This is a genomic window from Pseudoalteromonas sp. Isolate6, from assembly GCF_022398435.1.
Lineage (GTDB): Bacteria > Pseudomonadota > Gammaproteobacteria > Enterobacterales > Alteromonadaceae > Pseudoalteromonas > Pseudoalteromonas galatheae.
Genome location: NZ_JAKEVK010000117.1, coordinates 1 through 14,171, shown reverse-complemented (window position 1 = coordinate 14,171; position 14,171 = coordinate 1). Strand labels below are relative to the sequence as shown.

Below are 14,171 nucleotides of genomic sequence, written 5' to 3'. Positions count from 1 at the left end.
ACTTAATACAACTGGTATTAGTTTCTCTAAATAAAAGAGTCTAGACGAAAAAAAACCAGCCTAAGCTGGTTTTTTTATTTGGTGCGAATGGGGGGACTTGAACCCCCACGGCCGAAGCCACCACCCCCTCAAGATGGCGTGTCTACCAATTCCACCACATTCGCAAATTCGGTGTATTTCCTAATAATTAGTTAGGCACGTCAGAAACTGGATTTTCTTCTGTCGCTGGCACATCATTTGTTGCTGGAACTGTTGTTGCAGCAGCTGGTGCCTCTAGGTTTTCCCACTCGTTAGTCTTTTTAATCTGACCTGTAGTTAGATTACCTAGAACAATACTTAGCACAAAGAATACAGTTGCCAATATTGTTGTTGTCTTGGTCATAAAGTTGCCTGCGCCTGATGAGCCAAAAACTGTCGCTGACGCACCTGCACCAAACGAAGAGCCCATGTCTGCGCCTTTACCTTGTTGAATTAACACCATACCAATTAATGCTAATGCCACAATTAAGTAAACAACCATTAGAATTTCGTACATTTACTTATCCTTTTGCACTTCTGCATATAGCAGCGAAACTCTCAGGTTTTAGGCTTGCGCCACCGATAAGTCCACCGTCTATATCGTCTTGTGCGAATAACAATTCACTGTTCTGTTCATTAACACTGCCGCCGTAAAGGAGCTGCAGTGATTGTGCGATTTGCTTGTCATTATCTGAAAGCAAATCACGTATAAATTTGTGTACTGCTTGCGCTTGCTCTGGAGATGCTGTTTTACCAGTACCAATAGCCCAAACAGGTTCGTATGCTATCACAGAGTTTGCTAACGCTGCTACACCTAATTTGGTGATAACTGCGTTTATTTGCCTAGCAACTACTTGCTCTGTCTGCCCATTTTCTCTTTCTTCTTCGGTCTCACCAACACATAAAATTGGTGTTAAACCTTGTTCTTGAGCATGTGCAAATTTATTAGCAACATCTTCATCGCTTTCGCCATAAATAGCTCGACGCTCTGAATGACCAACTAAGGTATATGTTGCTCCTAGCGATTTTGCTAGGGACGCCTGAACTTCTCCAGTGTATGCGCCTTCTTTATATTCCGAAACAGTTTGTGTTCCGACAGTAAGCCCTTTACTTGCTGCTTGCTCAATGAGCATAGCAGGAGGAAAAATAATTACATCTGCTTTAAATGTTTGATTGCTTACTGCTTCTGATATTTGGTCAACAAGAGCTTTTGAGCCATTCATTTTCCAGTTACCAGCAACAATTTGCTTTCTAGTTGTCATACGATACTCCGCAGTAGAAAGCGGGTGAGATACTAACTCTACTCACCCGAAGTTACAAGAAATAAATTTAACTTTTGGTTTAATTGCTCACAGATTCAACAACTTCAGCGATTTTTTGGGCAAAATCGATAACTTGCTTCTGTTGCTGAGCTTCAACCATGACGCGAACCACTGGCTCTGTACCAGATTTACGCAATAGCACTCTGCCCTTTCCGGCAAGCTGAGTTTCAACTTCAGCGACAACCGCTTTAACAGCGTCTTGCTCGGTTGGATCATCTTTAGTGCTATAACGCACATTAATCATCTTCATTGGGTATTTGCTAAAACCGTCACCCAAATCTTTTAATGTTTTATTCTGCGCAACCATGGCGGCAAGCACTTGTAAGCTCGAGACAATGCCATCACCGGTGCTGATCAGATCCAGATTTAAAACGTGACCTGAGCTTTCGCCGCCGATTTTCCAGCCTTTCTCACCAAGAAGCTCCATCACATAGCGGTCACCGACCTTACTGCGCTCAAAAGCAATTCCGCGTGATTTAAGGGCGTTTTCGAGCCCCATGTTAGACATCACCGTACCTACAACACCGCCACCTAATGTGCCATCGGCATGAGCCTGGCATGCAATAATATAGACGATGTCATCACCATCAAATACATGACCGTCGTGATCGACCATCATGACTCGATCACCATCACCGTCATAAGCAATACCAACATCCGCTTGATGTTCAAGCACGGCTTTTTTCAACGCTTCGACATGCGTTGCACCGCATTTTTCGTTGATGTTAACACCATTCGGTTCACACGCAGTTGTGATCACGTCCGCACCAAGTTCACGCATGACACTTGGCGCAATGTGATAAGTCGCGCCATTTGCGCAGTCCAGCACCACTTTCAAACCTTCAAGCGATAGCTCTTTAGGGAACTGGCCTTTACAAAATTCGATATAGCGACCATCCGCACTCTCTAGGCGCTTAGCTTTACCGAGCTTTTCAGACGCTACACACGTCATCGGCTCATCCAGCTTTGCTTCTATTGCAAGTTCCACCTCGTCAGGGAGCTTTTTACCATCGCCACCAAAAAACTTGATGCCATTGTCATGGTATGGATTATGAGATGCACTGATCACAATACCAGCCTCAGCTCTGAACGTTTGCGTCAAGTAAGCAACAGCGGGTGTCGGCATAGGCCCCAATAAAATCACATTGATCCCAGCGGCAATTAACCCAGCCTCTAACGCGGTTTCAAGAAGGTAGCCAGAAATGCGGGTATCTTTGCCAATAATTACCTTTTTGGTACCACGCTCAGACAGCACTTTTCCAGCCGCCCAGCCTAGTTTCATTGCAAACTCAGGCGTAATTGGGAACTCGCCCACCATGCCTCTTACACCATCCGTACCGAAGTACTTTCTTGTTGTCATTGAGTAACTCCATTGACCGACGCTAGCCATACATTAAGCGCGTCGCTTGTTTCTTTTACGTCATGAACACGAATTATGTGCGCGCCTTTCTGCGCACATATCAGTGCACCAGCTAGACTCGCAGCTACGCGCTCATGCGTTTCCCGAGTGAGTAGTTGTCCAAACATGGACTTTCTAGAGAGGCCTGTCAGAATCGGCAAATCGAAAGCATGAAACTTGTCCAGCCCACCTAATATCTGAAAGTTATGCTCTAGAGATTTACCGAAGCCAAAGCCAGGATCTAAAATCAGCCGATTGATATCAATCCCAGCTTGCTTGCATGCACTGATCCTAGCTTCGAAAAACTGACTGATGTCTGAAAATAAGTCATCATAGTGAGGGTTATTTTGCATTGAGCGAGGTTGACCTTGCATATGCATTAAACAAATTGGTACATCACTGTATTGAGCTGCGACTTCGAGCGCACCTGGCTCTTGCAACGCTCGAACATCATTAATGATATCAGCGCCAGCCTCTATTGCTTGTTTCATCACCTCGGCTTTACTGGTATCTACCGAAATCACACAGTTAGAGTGTGTACGAATTGCTTGAATAACCGGTATTACGCGCTGTAATTCTTCTTCTAATTGTACGTCTGGCGCACCGGGACGAGTGGACTCTCCACCTATGTCTAAGATGGTAGCGCCTTGTGAAAGCATTAAATTTGCTTGCTCTATCGCACTATCAAGGTGAGTAAAATGTCCACCGTCAGAAAATGAGTCGGGAGTAACATTTAAAATCCCCATTACCTGAGGCTTGTCTAAACTAAGGGTGCGCCCTTTGGGTAAACGTAACTCGTACATTCTATACCTATTTTCTGTAGTTTAAGTTTGGTGATAACGAAAGGCTTATAGCAGTTGATTTAAATTCTCGCATTGAGTGTTAATAGAACTTATATCAACTGATACAAAAAAGCCCCGATTGCTCGGGGCTGTCGTATTCTACCTAATCTTACGATTTGTCATCAAGTTCTGAGTTTGATGATGTGTCGTTTGACTGCTCCTCTGCTGGTTTTTCAGCTTTAGGCTCAGGCTTTATCTCTGTTACTTTCGCAGATTCCGCTTTTTTCTCTGGCTTAATGTCATGTGCATCCCTTGGTGGACGAACATCACGGCGCTCCATTAAGTCATCAATCTGCAATGCATCAATCGTTTCATATTTCATCAACGCGTCTTTCATCGTGTGAAGAATATCCATATTATCTTTTAGGATTTGCTCCGCACGTTGGTAGTTGCGATCGATGAAATCTTTAATTTCAGCATCAATAAGCTTAGCGGTCTCATCTGACATACCTGACATGCGGTGAGAACCACCACCCATATACATCTCGCCTTGCTCTTCTAAATACATCTGTGGACCAAGTTTCGGACTTAAGCCCCACTGCGTAACCATTTTCTTAGCAATATCAGTTGCGCGCTCAATATCGTTGCTCGCGCCTGTCGTTACTTTGTCATCGCCGTAAATCAGCGCTTCAGCGATACGACCACCGTATAAACTCGAAAGCATAGATTCTAGGTGTTGCTTAGAGTGACTTACACGGTCTTGCTCCGGTAAGTACATTGTTACACCTAATGCGCGACCTCGTGGGATAATCGACACTTTATATACTGGGTCATGCTCAGGCACTAAACGACCAACAATCGCGTGACCAGCTTCGTGATAAGCCGTCATTTCCTTCTCTTGCTCGCTCATCACCATGGACTTACGCTCAGCACCCATCATGATTTTATCTTTCGCGGCGTCAAATTCCGCCATGCTTACCTTGCGCTTGTTGCCACGAGCGGCAAAAAGTGCAGCTTCATTCACAAGATTAGCTAAGTCAGCACCAGAAAAACCAGGTGTACCACGTGCAATCACAGACGCTTCAACATTATCGTCTAAAGGCACTTTACGCATGTGTACATTTAAGATTTGTTCACGGCCACGAATATCCGGAAGACCAACTACGACTTGGCGGTCAAAACGGCCTGGACGTAATAATGCAGGGTCTAGTACATCAGGACGGTTAGTAGCAGCAATAACGATAATACCTTCGTTACCCTCAAAGCCATCCATTTCTACAAGCATTTGGTTAAGTGTTTGCTCTCGCTCGTCGTGACCACCGCCCATACCAGCGCCACGTTTACGGCCTACAGCGTCGATTTCATCGATAAAGATAATACAAGGCGCTGCTTTTTTCGCCTGCTCAAACATATCACGAACACGAGATGCACCAACACCAACAAACATTTCTACGAAGTCAGAACCCGAAATGGTAAAGAATGGCACTTTTGCTTCACCAGCAACGGCTTTAGCAAGTAGGGTTTTACCCGTACCAGGAGGACCAACCATTAACACGCCTTTCGGAATGCTACCGCCCAACTTTTGAAACTTTGACGGATCACGCAAGAAATCGACTAGCTCAGTAACATCTTCTTTCGCTTCATCACAACCAGCAACATCCGCAAATGTTGTCTTAACTTGGTCTTCGCTCATTAATCGAGCTTTACTTTTACCAAACGACATCGCGCCTTTGCCGCCACCGCCTTGCATTTGGCGCATGAAGAAAATCCATACCCCGATAAGCAGCAGCATTGGGAACCAAGAAATAAAGATATTTGCCAAGAAAGACTGTTCTTCCGGTGCAACACCTTTGATATTTACGTCATTCTTAAGTAAATCATTAACTAAATCTAAATCAGTTAATGGGATCACTGTCTGGAAACGATCTCCACTAGAACGAACGCCACTAATCATGCCCGTTTGACGGTCAATACTGACTTCTCTTACAGAGCCATTGCGCACATCCTTTACAAATTGTGTGTAACTCGTTTGGCGATCATATTGTTCGCCACCGTTAAAGCTCTGGAACACAGTCATTAGCACTACTGCAATCACTAACCAGAGTATTAGATTTTTAGCCATATCGCTCAAGGAGTTAACCTCTTGTATCCAAAAAAATTCAAATTCAACTTGATGCTTTCCAACTGTACTACAGTTTGTAACCTGTCGCCACTACATATACTTCTCGTGAACGAGGACGAGACGCTTTTGGTTTACGGATCTTTACAACCTTAAAACAATTACGTACCTCTTGTACAAATTGATCAAAGCCCTCGCCTTGAAAAACTTTAACCGCAAATGCGCCATTTGGTTTAAGCACTTGGTGACACATATCTAATGCTAGTTCGACTAAATACATGCTGCCAGATTGATCGGTTGACATATTACCACTCATATTTGGAGCCATGTCGGAAAAAACCACGTCTACGTTCTTGCCATTTATTCTGTCGAGCAGCGCATTTAATACCGCTTCTTCTCTGAAGTCTCCCTGAAGGAAGTCAACGCCTGCTAATGAGTCCATCGGTAAGATATCACAGGCAATCACTTGTCCGTCAATATCTACCTGCTCTGCGAGATACTGCGACCAGCTCCCCGGGGCAGCCCCTAAATCAACTACCGTCATCCCTTTACGGATCAATTTATCCTTTTGTTGGATTTCTTCCAGCTTAAAAACCGCTCGTGAACGGTAGCCACGCTTTTGAGCCTCATGTACGTAAGGGTCTTCTACGTGCTCTTTTAACCAACGTTTCGAACTGGCGGAATGTTTTTTATTTGCCATATTAACTACAACTCATTAGTAATATTGTCTAGATGGCGTTAGAATATCGAGAATTCAAGCCTTTTAATAAATAAGATTGTATCAATATGACCTTATCAAATAAACAAAAGCAGTTCCTAAAAGGGCTAGCTCATTCTTTAAACCCAGTTGTTCTTCTAGGCGCAAACGGCCTAACAGAAGGTGTCATGGCTGAAATTGAGCAAAACCTGAACATTCACGAACTCATCAAGGTAAAAGTACCTACTAATGATCGTGAAACTAAGCAACTGATTTTTGAAGCAATTGTTCGTGAAACGAACGCGCACAAGGTACAAACAATTGGCCATATCATTGTGCTGTACCGTCAAAGTGAAGACAAAAAGATCCAATTACCTCGTAATTAATCTTTATTGCTCGCGACGCTTTCACTAGAAAACGTCGCGGCTTTCAATAAATTTGCTTCGTCTTCTTTAATTTTCTTAATTTCTTGCTCACTCACCTTAGGCAGTAATTTCTTCTCAAGTGCCAATGCATCAACAATAAAGTCATTCGTTAATTGGTTAATGATCCCACTTTCAGCATTTAACAGTAAGCTAAAGCCAACACCAAGCTCAGGAATAATCACTACATCGGTACGATAACCTTGCACCCAGCCACTGTGATAATAAAGTAACTTGCCATCGTAGCGATAAATGCGCCATCCAAGTCCATAATAAGCTTCTTCTACGTGGCCACGCCAAATCCTTCGTCGTAACTCTCGCTTGGTCAAGGTATAAGGTACCGATTGTTTACTTAGCGCATCTGGTGATAACACACTTGGGTACATGCCTAACTGTGCTTTTAACCACTGCGCCATATCCGCTGCGCTCGCATTTACACCTGCAGCCGGCAGTACTTTATAGTAATGTTGCTTTAATTTTGCGGTATGCCAACGTTTTCTGCCTCTCACATGCGGCCAGGCAAAGTTATCATTTTTTGTCATTTGCTCATAACCAAGACCTGAATCGCGCATATTAAGTGGCGCGAATACAAATTCTTCCATCCAAGTCTTGTAACTGATGTTTGTTGCTTTTTCGATAACATCCCCAATCAAGCTAAACATGACATTTTGATAGCCATAGCACTCGCCGGGCTTACACAACGCTTTGACTTGCAGTAAGCGCTCTACAATTTGCGGATAATCCATGCGCGATTCTATTAGGTTATCGTAGGCGTTGGGCACCAAGCCACTCGAATGACTTAGCAGGTGATAGAGCTTAAGTTGACTATAATTTCCCTTTGCGACTTGTGGCAAATAGGTACTGACATGATCGTCAACACTAAAATATCCTTCACTCGCCAGCTTTGCGGTTAAACTGCCCGCAAACGTTTTAGATAAAGATGCTAATCGAAAACGAGTTTGCTCATTAACCACTCTTCCTTGGCGGCTTTTCGTCAAACCAAAGCCTTTAGCGTAGCTACCGTGCTCAATATGCACAATGGATAATGCAGCACCAGGCACCGATTTTTCTTTTAGTTTGCGCTCGACTTGCTTAGAATAGCTCTTTAAAAATTGTGACCATTGCTGGTTTGGAGTTTTTGCAATCGTTATTTTTGGATAACTAATGCAAAAAAAACAAACTAATGTGAGAATTAGCGACTTCATAATGACTCATTTCATTAACACTCGCCCGCCATATTAACACGATGAATTGGCGGAACTCACTAAATATAAGAAAATAACTGTTTAATTGAGGTATTTTAATGCGTTTAGTGCTAGCAGCTCTATGTACAAGCCTACTCTTTGGATGTGTCACCACAGCGCCATTAGCGCCAAAGTTAGATGTGCCTAAGAAGCCACTATTAAAAAAATCTGTCTATCAAATCAGCTATAGTACCGAACTTAATTCCGCACGGATTAAATCAGTGCAATTACCCGCTCACCCGCTCGCACAAGGTGATACTGTTTATATCAACGCAGACAAAGTTAGCTTAACTGATACGCTAAGAAAGCAAATCGTTACTTTACTCGAGAAAAAAGGGCTTAAAATTGCCGCTGGAAAAGGGGCAAGCTATACGCTAACGATTCATCAACTTGATTTAGAGTTTGCGGCCAATAAAACGTACGCTTTGGATAGACCAAGAAATCCACACCCTCACATTGCTGAGCTTGCACAAAACTCACCAGCGTTCCAATGCACAAATATTGTGGCTTCAGTCAGTATGCGCCTGGCACACCAAGCTTCATCAGATGTTGTATGGTTTGCTAAATCTTCGGTGGACAGTGCTGGATTCCAAGGGATCCCATTGCAGTTCACTTTTACCGAAGTAGAGAAAATAGAAAATGAACATGACGTGCTATCGTTTATCGTTGCACAAAATACCGACGAGGCGCGCCGTCAACGTGGCAAAAACCCAGTGGATATTCCTCCTTACAAGGTAACTAAGACGGTTTCTCCACTCGAAAAAACCGCTGGTGCGTGTACCCAAACAGAAGTATCTGCACTAACAGCGGATATGCAAAAACACTTAGCCGAAAGTTTAATTGAGAAGCTAAACGTTAAATAATTGAAGAGCCGTCAGCTTTTTCTCAGAAGCTGGCGCTACACTTATTTACAGACATCTTCGCTTCTGGAATTATACTCGACGCAGAAAAATAAAAAGTTCGGAGTTAAGACATGGAGCAATACGGTACGATTTTATTGGTTGAAGATGACACTTCACTTGCTCAGTGGGTTGCGGAATATCTAGACAATCAAGGCTACAAAACACATTGTTGCTATCGTGGCGACGAGGTGATCGAACGTGTTAAGTCGTTAGACCCAGACCTTGTTTTACTTGATCTTATGCTTCCTGGTAAAGACGGTATCAGCGTGTGCCGCGACTTACGCCAGTTTTATAACAAACCTGTTATTATGCTTACCGCCAAAGATGAAGAAATGGACGAAGTCATTGGCTTAGAAGTTGGTGCTAGCGATTATGTTATTAAGCCGGTTCGCCCCCGAGCCTTACTAGCTCGGATCAAAGCCAATGTACGCGCAGCCCAAGAAAAGCCACTCGACCACAAAACGGCAAATCATGAACTTATCGTTGGACACCTATGCATTGATACTCAGGCTCGCAAAGTCAGTGTTTCAGGACAAGAAATCATCGTTTCCAGCGCCGAATATTTACTGTTACAATTTCTAGCCAGTCATGCTGGCGAAGTTGTATCTCGTGACGCGGTATTTAAAGCCACGAAAGGAAGAGAATACGATGGCCTTGATAGAAGCGTAGACGTACTCATTTCCGCTCTGCGGAAGAAATTTAACGACGACCCACAAAATCCCGAAAAGATTAAAACCGTATGGGGAAAAGGTTATTTACTTGTACCCTCGGCTTGGTAACGTGAATTACAAGCTCATATCGTGAAAAAACTCTACATCTACTTACTCGCCGGTGCATTGATTTCGATCTTTGCATTAGGTTGGGTAATTGACACCTATAATCAGCAAACCGCCCCTGTAGAAGATAACTTTGAATGGCAAAGTAAACTAATCACCGGCCTTGCTAAGCAAATTGCCAATATTGATCGGGCAAAGCGTGAAGATGCAACTACCTTGATTGCTCGACAATTTGCTATCAACATTAGTTATAAAGATGGCGATACACTAGCCATGCCACTCGAGTTGAAGCAACAAATGCTTCAACCTGATGGGTTAGTGATAGAGAACGAGAATGTCTATCTACTAAAAACAACGCCTGAAATGGCACCTGACTATATTGAGTTAGAATGGTTGCCTCAAGTTGAACAGGCGGACTACGATGTGCTACTGACTCTATTTTTCTATGGCGGTATTTGCGCGATTCTATGGTTTATTCTCTCTCCCTTAGTGAAACGATTGATTGTACTCAATACCGCAGCAAAGCACTTTGCTAGCGGCAACCTAAGCGCGCGGATCGCCCCCAATCATTTCACTTACATCCGTGATCTGGAAAACACTTTCAATCGCATGGCCAATCAGATTGAAAAGCTAATGGCCGAAAATAAATTAATGGCCTCTAGTCTTTCTCATGACATTCGAACACCTGTTGCGTGCTTAAGATTTGGCTTAGATGCTGCTTTGGATGAAAATGATATTGGCGCTATCCACGACTATTTAGAACGTATGGAAAAAGATTTAGACCAAATGGAAGATATGCTTGCGAGCTACCTCTCGTTTGCAACACTCGAGCAAAAGTCTCATTTACTCAAACACGAAGTCACAAACTTATCTCATTATGGCCAAGATCTTATGCAGCAAATGCAGCCTAAACTACAAAAGAATCAACTTAGTGGTCTGGTGGATATTCCTGAACACTTAATGATCTATGGTGACTTACATTGGCTTGCCAGAGCCGTAAGTAATCTGATCAGCAATGCTTGTGATTTTGCGACAAGTAGTGTGGTATTGAGTGCACATCGTACCGAACACAGGCTTATTATTACCGTTGAAGACGATGGACCTGGGATCGCGAGACAAAACTGGGACAAAGTCTTTAGCCCTTTCTTTCAAGAGCAAACTCATCGTAACCGTGCGGGTAAGAGCTACGGTTTAGGGCTTGCCATCGTTGCAAAAGTCATGGATTGGCATCATGGTACAGCCACTGTTAACCAGTCCGAGCGATTAGGCGGTGCAAAATTTGTGCTTTCGCTTCCCTGTAAAGAAAAATAATTGTTGTAAATATGCCGCTACACGCTAACCAACCTCATGCATAAATAATCGTGAAAACATTAGCTTATAAGCTAAACTTTCCTTTTTGAGTGCAACAACTTAATTACGGCCACATATCCGGCTAAAACTTGCGCTAAATCAAAGTAATTTATTCTTTTTATTTCTTTTTAATTACAGTAGATTGTCAACGCCGTTAGAAAATTTAGAGAAGTATAATAATTATGAGCAATGTCCGAGGAGAGTTCAGCTCTCGCTTTGGTTTTATTATGGCTGCCGCAGGGTCGGCAGTAGGTTTGGGAAATATTTGGGGTTTCCCTACACAGACAGCATCCAATGGTGGTGCTGCGTTTGTTTTCGTTTATCTGGTGTTGGCTTTTTGTCTTGCCTACCCAGCACTAATGGCAGAGCTTGTTATTGGCCGTCACGGCCAAGCAAATGCGGTATCTTCACTGCGCAAACTTACAAATACAGCATGGCAAAGTAAGCTTGCTTTTGTTGTTGGATTCGGCGGTATCATTTGCGCTGGTCTTATTTTAAGTTTCTATGCAATCGTGGCAGGTTGGATGTTTAGTGCAACACTTGAGCCCATCGCCGAGGTTGCGTCAATGTCTCAAGCACAATCTTGGCTTGCTGACTCTTCCATGTCGCGCAATATCGTCTTTACAGCCTCCTTTATTGCACTCACTGTGCTTATTATCAGCAAAGGCGTAGAAAATGGGATCGAAAAGTGGTCAAAACGCTTGATGCCTGCACTTATTGGTATTTTATTCTCGTTAATTGCCTATGTATTAACCCAAGAAGGTGCTGTTGAAGGGCTTAAAGTTTATCTTGTTCCTGATTTTTCGTCTGTGCTCAATCCGCAGTTACTCGTTGATGCCCTTGGACAAGCATTTTTCTCGCTTTCGCTTGGTACCAGCGTGATGATCATTTACGGCTCATATATTAGTAAAAAAGAAAATTTAGTTTCACTCGGTGCGTTGGTCACATTAATCGACGTCTTTATCGCATTCGTTGCCGGCTTACTTATCATTCCTGCCATGTATGTTGCACAAGCACAAGGCGTGGACATCTTCGCAGCCGACGGCTCGCTTCTAAACGAAGATACCCTAGTGTTCCAAGTATTGCCTGCACTGTTTGACAGCATGGGTAGTATTGGCCTCTTAGTAAGCTTCGCTTTCTTCGCACTGATGAGTATTGCAGCACTCACCTCTTCTATTTCGATGTTAGAAGCACCTGTATCTTACGCCGTTGAACGTTTTGCACTTGGCAGAGTACAAGCAACTTGGATCATCGGTGCTTTAGTGACAGCTGTAAGCTTAACCATTTTAGTAAATATCGAGACGCTATTCGGCTTCATTGTCAGCCTAACAACTAAGTTTGGGCAACCTCTGCTCGGCATGCTTTGCTGTATTTTTGTAGGTTGGATTTGGCACAGAGCAAAGCTACTCAAGGAAATTGAGTCAGGGTACCCGGAAGTTGGTAGTAGTTTTTTCTGGAAGATATGGCCTTGGTACATTCGCTTCGTTTGTCCAATCGCTATTGCTGCAGTATTTTTAAATTCGCTATAATTTTGCTCATAAAAAAGAGGCTACACGTAGCCTCTTTTAATTTCTCACCAAAAACATATCTTGATGCGGGATCCCATCTTCAAGATATTCGTCACCTTGCTTCACAAAACCAAGCCCTGTATAAAACTTGTCTAAGTAGCACTGCGCAGAAATAACTAAAGCTTCATGGGTTATATCCGTGTCACAACAAGCAATAGCACGATGCATAAGATCGTGCGCAACACCCTGCCCGCGCAATATTGACGAAACAATCACACGACCAATGGATGCTGTTGATGCTGATTGCCTGTAACAACGCGCATAGGCCAAGATTTGCTCATCTTTAACCAAAAACAAATGTCTAGTTTCAGGCGCTCTATCCGTGTCATCAATTTCCGGATAGGGACATGCCTGCTCCACAATAAATACATCTACTCTTAGTTTTAAAATTTCAAAAAGCTCATCTTTTGTAAGTGCATCATAACTTTTAACTTGCCAATTCATATTCTTCTCTGTCATACCTATTAGCTTAATTAAGTGATCTATTTTGAGGCGAGAAAATCTTGTCGATAACACCGCTTCCGCATCCGGCTCACGCCAAGGTACCTACATCCATGTAGGCAAGGCGAAATTTTGCTATTTAGTTGTTCTAAATGAAAATTTTTAACACAGTTAGCGTCAGATTTGCTCCGTCAAATTGAGCAAGTATTAAAAACTAATTGGTATCCTTTATGCTTGAAACAAAAACACCCAGACAAAGCTGGGCGTTTTGAGTTAAATTAAGTGATTATGAGAACAGCCGCTCCAACTGATCGCATAATTGGGAAATATTTACCTGATCGTGCTCAATCGTAAGATCGACATAGCCATCGCCTCGAAATGCTCTATCTAGTTCAATCAGTACATGAGTTCGATGTGCCTCAGGGACAAATGAGAGCTCAATCTCTTGTAATCCAAACAACGAACGAGCACTTGGTCGGTATTCTAATTCTTGATAGCAACCAGAAACAGACTGAAACTCAGAGGCTCGTAAATACCCCTTTTCCACATCAGCTTTCACTAAACGAAAGCCTAAACGCTCCATTGCCGTCATACAGGCTTTAACTGCTTCATTTGGATATATATGCAAAGCATCTTTGTCAGAAGGATCTATTGCTAAATCAATGTCTAGTCCTGTTTCAATCCAAACATGACAACGGTTGAAACCTGCATTAATTTCTGTGATTGGTGTTTCTGAATGAAGTCGAGCTTCGAAAGGAATCACTTTTTCTTCATCTGGACCTATCGTGAAGCTATTGCTTACACGCCAACGATCGATAACATGATTGCTGAAGTATTCGCCGTCTTCCCCTTCAATCTTAACTCTGGTCATTAGCGCAAGTTCTAAACCTGTTACTTCTTGGCTAACGTCACCACCCTTCACTACTATTTGCGCTTGAAATTTCTGTCCCGGGTGCAAATGTTCTGTTTCTAATATAGTGTCTACTTTTGCCGCACCGATACCGACAGATGCTAGGATCTTCTTAAACATTACGTCTCCTGTCCGGTATGTCCTTACCTGCATCATAACCATATTTTTTCCAACTTGTCAGCGAAAATTTATAATTTATATATCAGGAGGTTTTGGTACAC

Annotated in this window: 14 protein-coding genes and 1 tRNA gene; 5 read left to right on the top strand and 10 right to left on the bottom strand. The window is 43.0% G+C overall.

Annotated features, from left to right (window positions below):
• Positions 1 to 79: 79 nt before the first annotated feature.
• From L1D50_RS15135 to rlmE, 7 genes are all read right to left on the bottom strand, one after another.
• Positions 80 to 164: transfer RNA gene (locus L1D50_RS15135), tRNA-Leu, on the bottom strand.
• Between the two features lie 23 nt (positions 165 to 187).
• Positions 188 to 535 (bottom strand): preprotein translocase subunit SecG, encoded by a 348-nt coding sequence (gene secG / locus L1D50_RS15130; protein ID WP_239966322.1) that lies wholly within the window; start codon positions 533 to 535, stop codon positions 188 to 190.
• A 4-nt stretch (positions 536 to 539) separates the two neighbouring features.
• Positions 540 to 1,280 carry a triose-phosphate isomerase gene (tpiA, locus tag L1D50_RS15125; RefSeq protein ID WP_128728355.1) on the bottom strand — a complete coding sequence of 247 codons (741 nt, stop codon included), beginning with the start codon at positions 1,278 to 1,280 and terminating at the stop codon, positions 540 to 542.
• Between the two features lie 79 nt (positions 1,281 to 1,359).
• Positions 1,360 to 2,700, bottom strand: a complete 1,341-nt coding sequence (glmM, locus tag L1D50_RS15120; protein WP_128728356.1) for a phosphoglucosamine mutase — start codon at positions 2,698 to 2,700, stop codon at positions 1,360 to 1,362.
• On the bottom strand, positions 2,697 to 3,542 hold the full coding sequence (folP, locus tag L1D50_RS15115) for a dihydropteroate synthase (RefSeq protein WP_128728357.1): 846 nt from the start codon (positions 3,540 to 3,542) through the stop codon (positions 2,697 to 2,699). The genes glmM and folP overlap by 4 nt, the downstream gene beginning before the upstream one ends.
• 148 nt (positions 3,543 to 3,690) lie before the next feature.
• On the bottom strand, positions 3,691 to 5,643 hold the full coding sequence (gene ftsH, locus L1D50_RS15110; RefSeq protein ID WP_095728538.1) for an ATP-dependent zinc metalloprotease FtsH: 1,953 nt from the start codon (positions 5,641 to 5,643) through the stop codon (positions 3,691 to 3,693).
• A gap of 67 nt (positions 5,644 to 5,710) precedes the next feature.
• Complete coding sequence (gene rlmE, locus L1D50_RS15105; RefSeq protein WP_099028807.1) at positions 5,711 to 6,340, bottom strand: 23S rRNA (uridine(2552)-2'-O)-methyltransferase RlmE; 630 nt, start codon at positions 6,338 to 6,340, stop codon at positions 5,711 to 5,713.
• Positions 6,341 to 6,426: 86 nt separating this feature from the next.
• Here rlmE and yhbY point away from each other — a divergent pair, with 86 nt between their 5' ends.
• Positions 6,427 to 6,723: a ribosome assembly RNA-binding protein YhbY gene (yhbY, locus tag L1D50_RS15100; RefSeq protein ID WP_128728358.1), complete on the top strand. Its 297-nt coding sequence runs from the start codon at positions 6,427 to 6,429 to the stop codon at positions 6,721 to 6,723.
• Here the strand turns inward: yhbY and L1D50_RS15095 are convergent.
• Positions 6,720 to 7,964, bottom strand: coding sequence for a serine hydrolase domain-containing protein (locus tag L1D50_RS15095; protein ID WP_128728359.1), 1,245 nt, complete (start codon positions 7,962 to 7,964; stop codon positions 6,720 to 6,722). The two genes, yhbY and L1D50_RS15095, sit on opposite strands and share 4 nt — an antisense overlap.
• Positions 7,965 to 8,062: 98 nt before the next feature.
• On the opposite strand from L1D50_RS15095, the gene L1D50_RS15090 reads away from it, so the two are divergent.
• The 4 genes from L1D50_RS15090 to L1D50_RS15075 all read left to right on the top strand — a co-directional run bounded on the left by L1D50_RS15090 (position 8,063) and on the right by L1D50_RS15075 (position 12,560).
• The gene (locus tag L1D50_RS15090) at positions 8,063 to 8,866 is read left to right on the top strand and encodes a hypothetical protein (RefSeq protein ID WP_128728360.1); all 804 of its coding nucleotides are present in this window, start codon (positions 8,063 to 8,065) and stop codon (positions 8,864 to 8,866) included.
• 110 nt (positions 8,867 to 8,976) lie between these two features.
• On the top strand, positions 8,977 to 9,684 hold the full coding sequence (locus L1D50_RS15085) for a response regulator (RefSeq protein ID WP_128728361.1): 708 nt from the start codon (positions 8,977 to 8,979) through the stop codon (positions 9,682 to 9,684).
• A gap of 21 nt (positions 9,685 to 9,705) precedes the next feature.
• Positions 9,706 to 10,992 (top strand): ATP-binding protein, encoded by a 1,287-nt coding sequence (locus L1D50_RS15080; protein ID WP_239966321.1) that lies wholly within the window; start codon positions 9,706 to 9,708, stop codon positions 10,990 to 10,992.
• A 221-nt stretch (positions 10,993 to 11,213) separates the two neighbouring features.
• Positions 11,214 to 12,560: a sodium-dependent transporter gene (locus tag L1D50_RS15075; protein ID WP_128728363.1), complete on the top strand. Its 1,347-nt coding sequence runs from the start codon at positions 11,214 to 11,216 to the stop codon at positions 12,558 to 12,560.
• Between the two features lie 36 nt (positions 12,561 to 12,596).
• Here the strand turns inward: L1D50_RS15075 and L1D50_RS15070 are convergent, their stop codons facing one another.
• Positions 12,597 to 13,043, bottom strand: a complete 447-nt coding sequence (locus L1D50_RS15070) for a GNAT family N-acetyltransferase (RefSeq protein ID WP_128728364.1) — start codon at positions 13,041 to 13,043, stop codon at positions 12,597 to 12,599.
• A 283-nt stretch (positions 13,044 to 13,326) separates the two neighbouring features.
• Positions 13,327 to 14,070, bottom strand: coding sequence for a sporulation protein (locus L1D50_RS15065; protein ID WP_128728365.1), 744 nt, complete (start codon positions 14,068 to 14,070; stop codon positions 13,327 to 13,329).
• Between the last annotated feature and the right edge of the window lie 101 nt (positions 14,071 to 14,171).

What these genes read in the sequence shown, in the direction of transcription:
- rlmE (WP_099028807.1), bottom strand. Translation starts at nt 6,340, where the DNA reads ATGGCAAATAAAAAACATTCCGCCAGTTCGAAACGTTGGTTAAAAGAG.
- ftsH (WP_095728538.1), bottom strand. Translation starts at nt 5,643, where the DNA reads ATGGCTAAAAATCTAATACTCTGGTTAGTGATTGCAGTAGTGCTAATG.
- yhbY (WP_128728358.1), top strand. Translation starts at nt 6,427, where the DNA reads ATGACCTTATCAAATAAACAAAAGCAGTTCCTAAAAGGGCTAGCTCAT.
- L1D50_RS15085 (WP_128728361.1), top strand. Translation starts at nt 8,977, where the DNA reads ATGGAGCAATACGGTACGATTTTATTGGTTGAAGATGACACTTCACTT.
- tpiA (WP_128728355.1), bottom strand. Translation starts at nt 1,280, where the DNA reads ATGACAACTAGAAAGCAAATTGTTGCTGGTAACTGGAAAATGAATGGC.
- L1D50_RS15065 (WP_128728365.1), bottom strand. Translation starts at nt 14,070, where the DNA reads ATGTTTAAGAAGATCCTAGCATCTGTCGGTATCGGTGCGGCAAAAGTA.
- L1D50_RS15070 (WP_128728364.1), bottom strand. Translation starts at nt 13,043, where the DNA reads ATGAATTGGCAAGTTAAAAGTTATGATGCACTTACAAAAGATGAGCTT.
- L1D50_RS15095 (WP_128728359.1), bottom strand. Translation starts at nt 7,964, where the DNA reads ATGAAGTCGCTAATTCTCACATTAGTTTGTTTTTTTTGCATTAGTTAT.
- glmM (WP_128728356.1), bottom strand. Translation starts at nt 2,700, where the DNA reads ATGACAACAAGAAAGTACTTCGGTACGGATGGTGTAAGAGGCATGGTG.
- secG (WP_239966322.1), bottom strand. Translation starts at nt 535, where the DNA reads ATGTACGAAATTCTAATGGTTGTTTACTTAATTGTGGCATTAGCATTA.
- L1D50_RS15090 (WP_128728360.1), top strand. Translation starts at nt 8,063, where the DNA reads ATGCGTTTAGTGCTAGCAGCTCTATGTACAAGCCTACTCTTTGGATGT.
- L1D50_RS15075 (WP_128728363.1), top strand. Translation starts at nt 11,214, where the DNA reads ATGAGCAATGTCCGAGGAGAGTTCAGCTCTCGCTTTGGTTTTATTATG.
- folP (WP_128728357.1), bottom strand. Translation starts at nt 3,542, where the DNA reads ATGTACGAGTTACGTTTACCCAAAGGGCGCACCCTTAGTTTAGACAAG.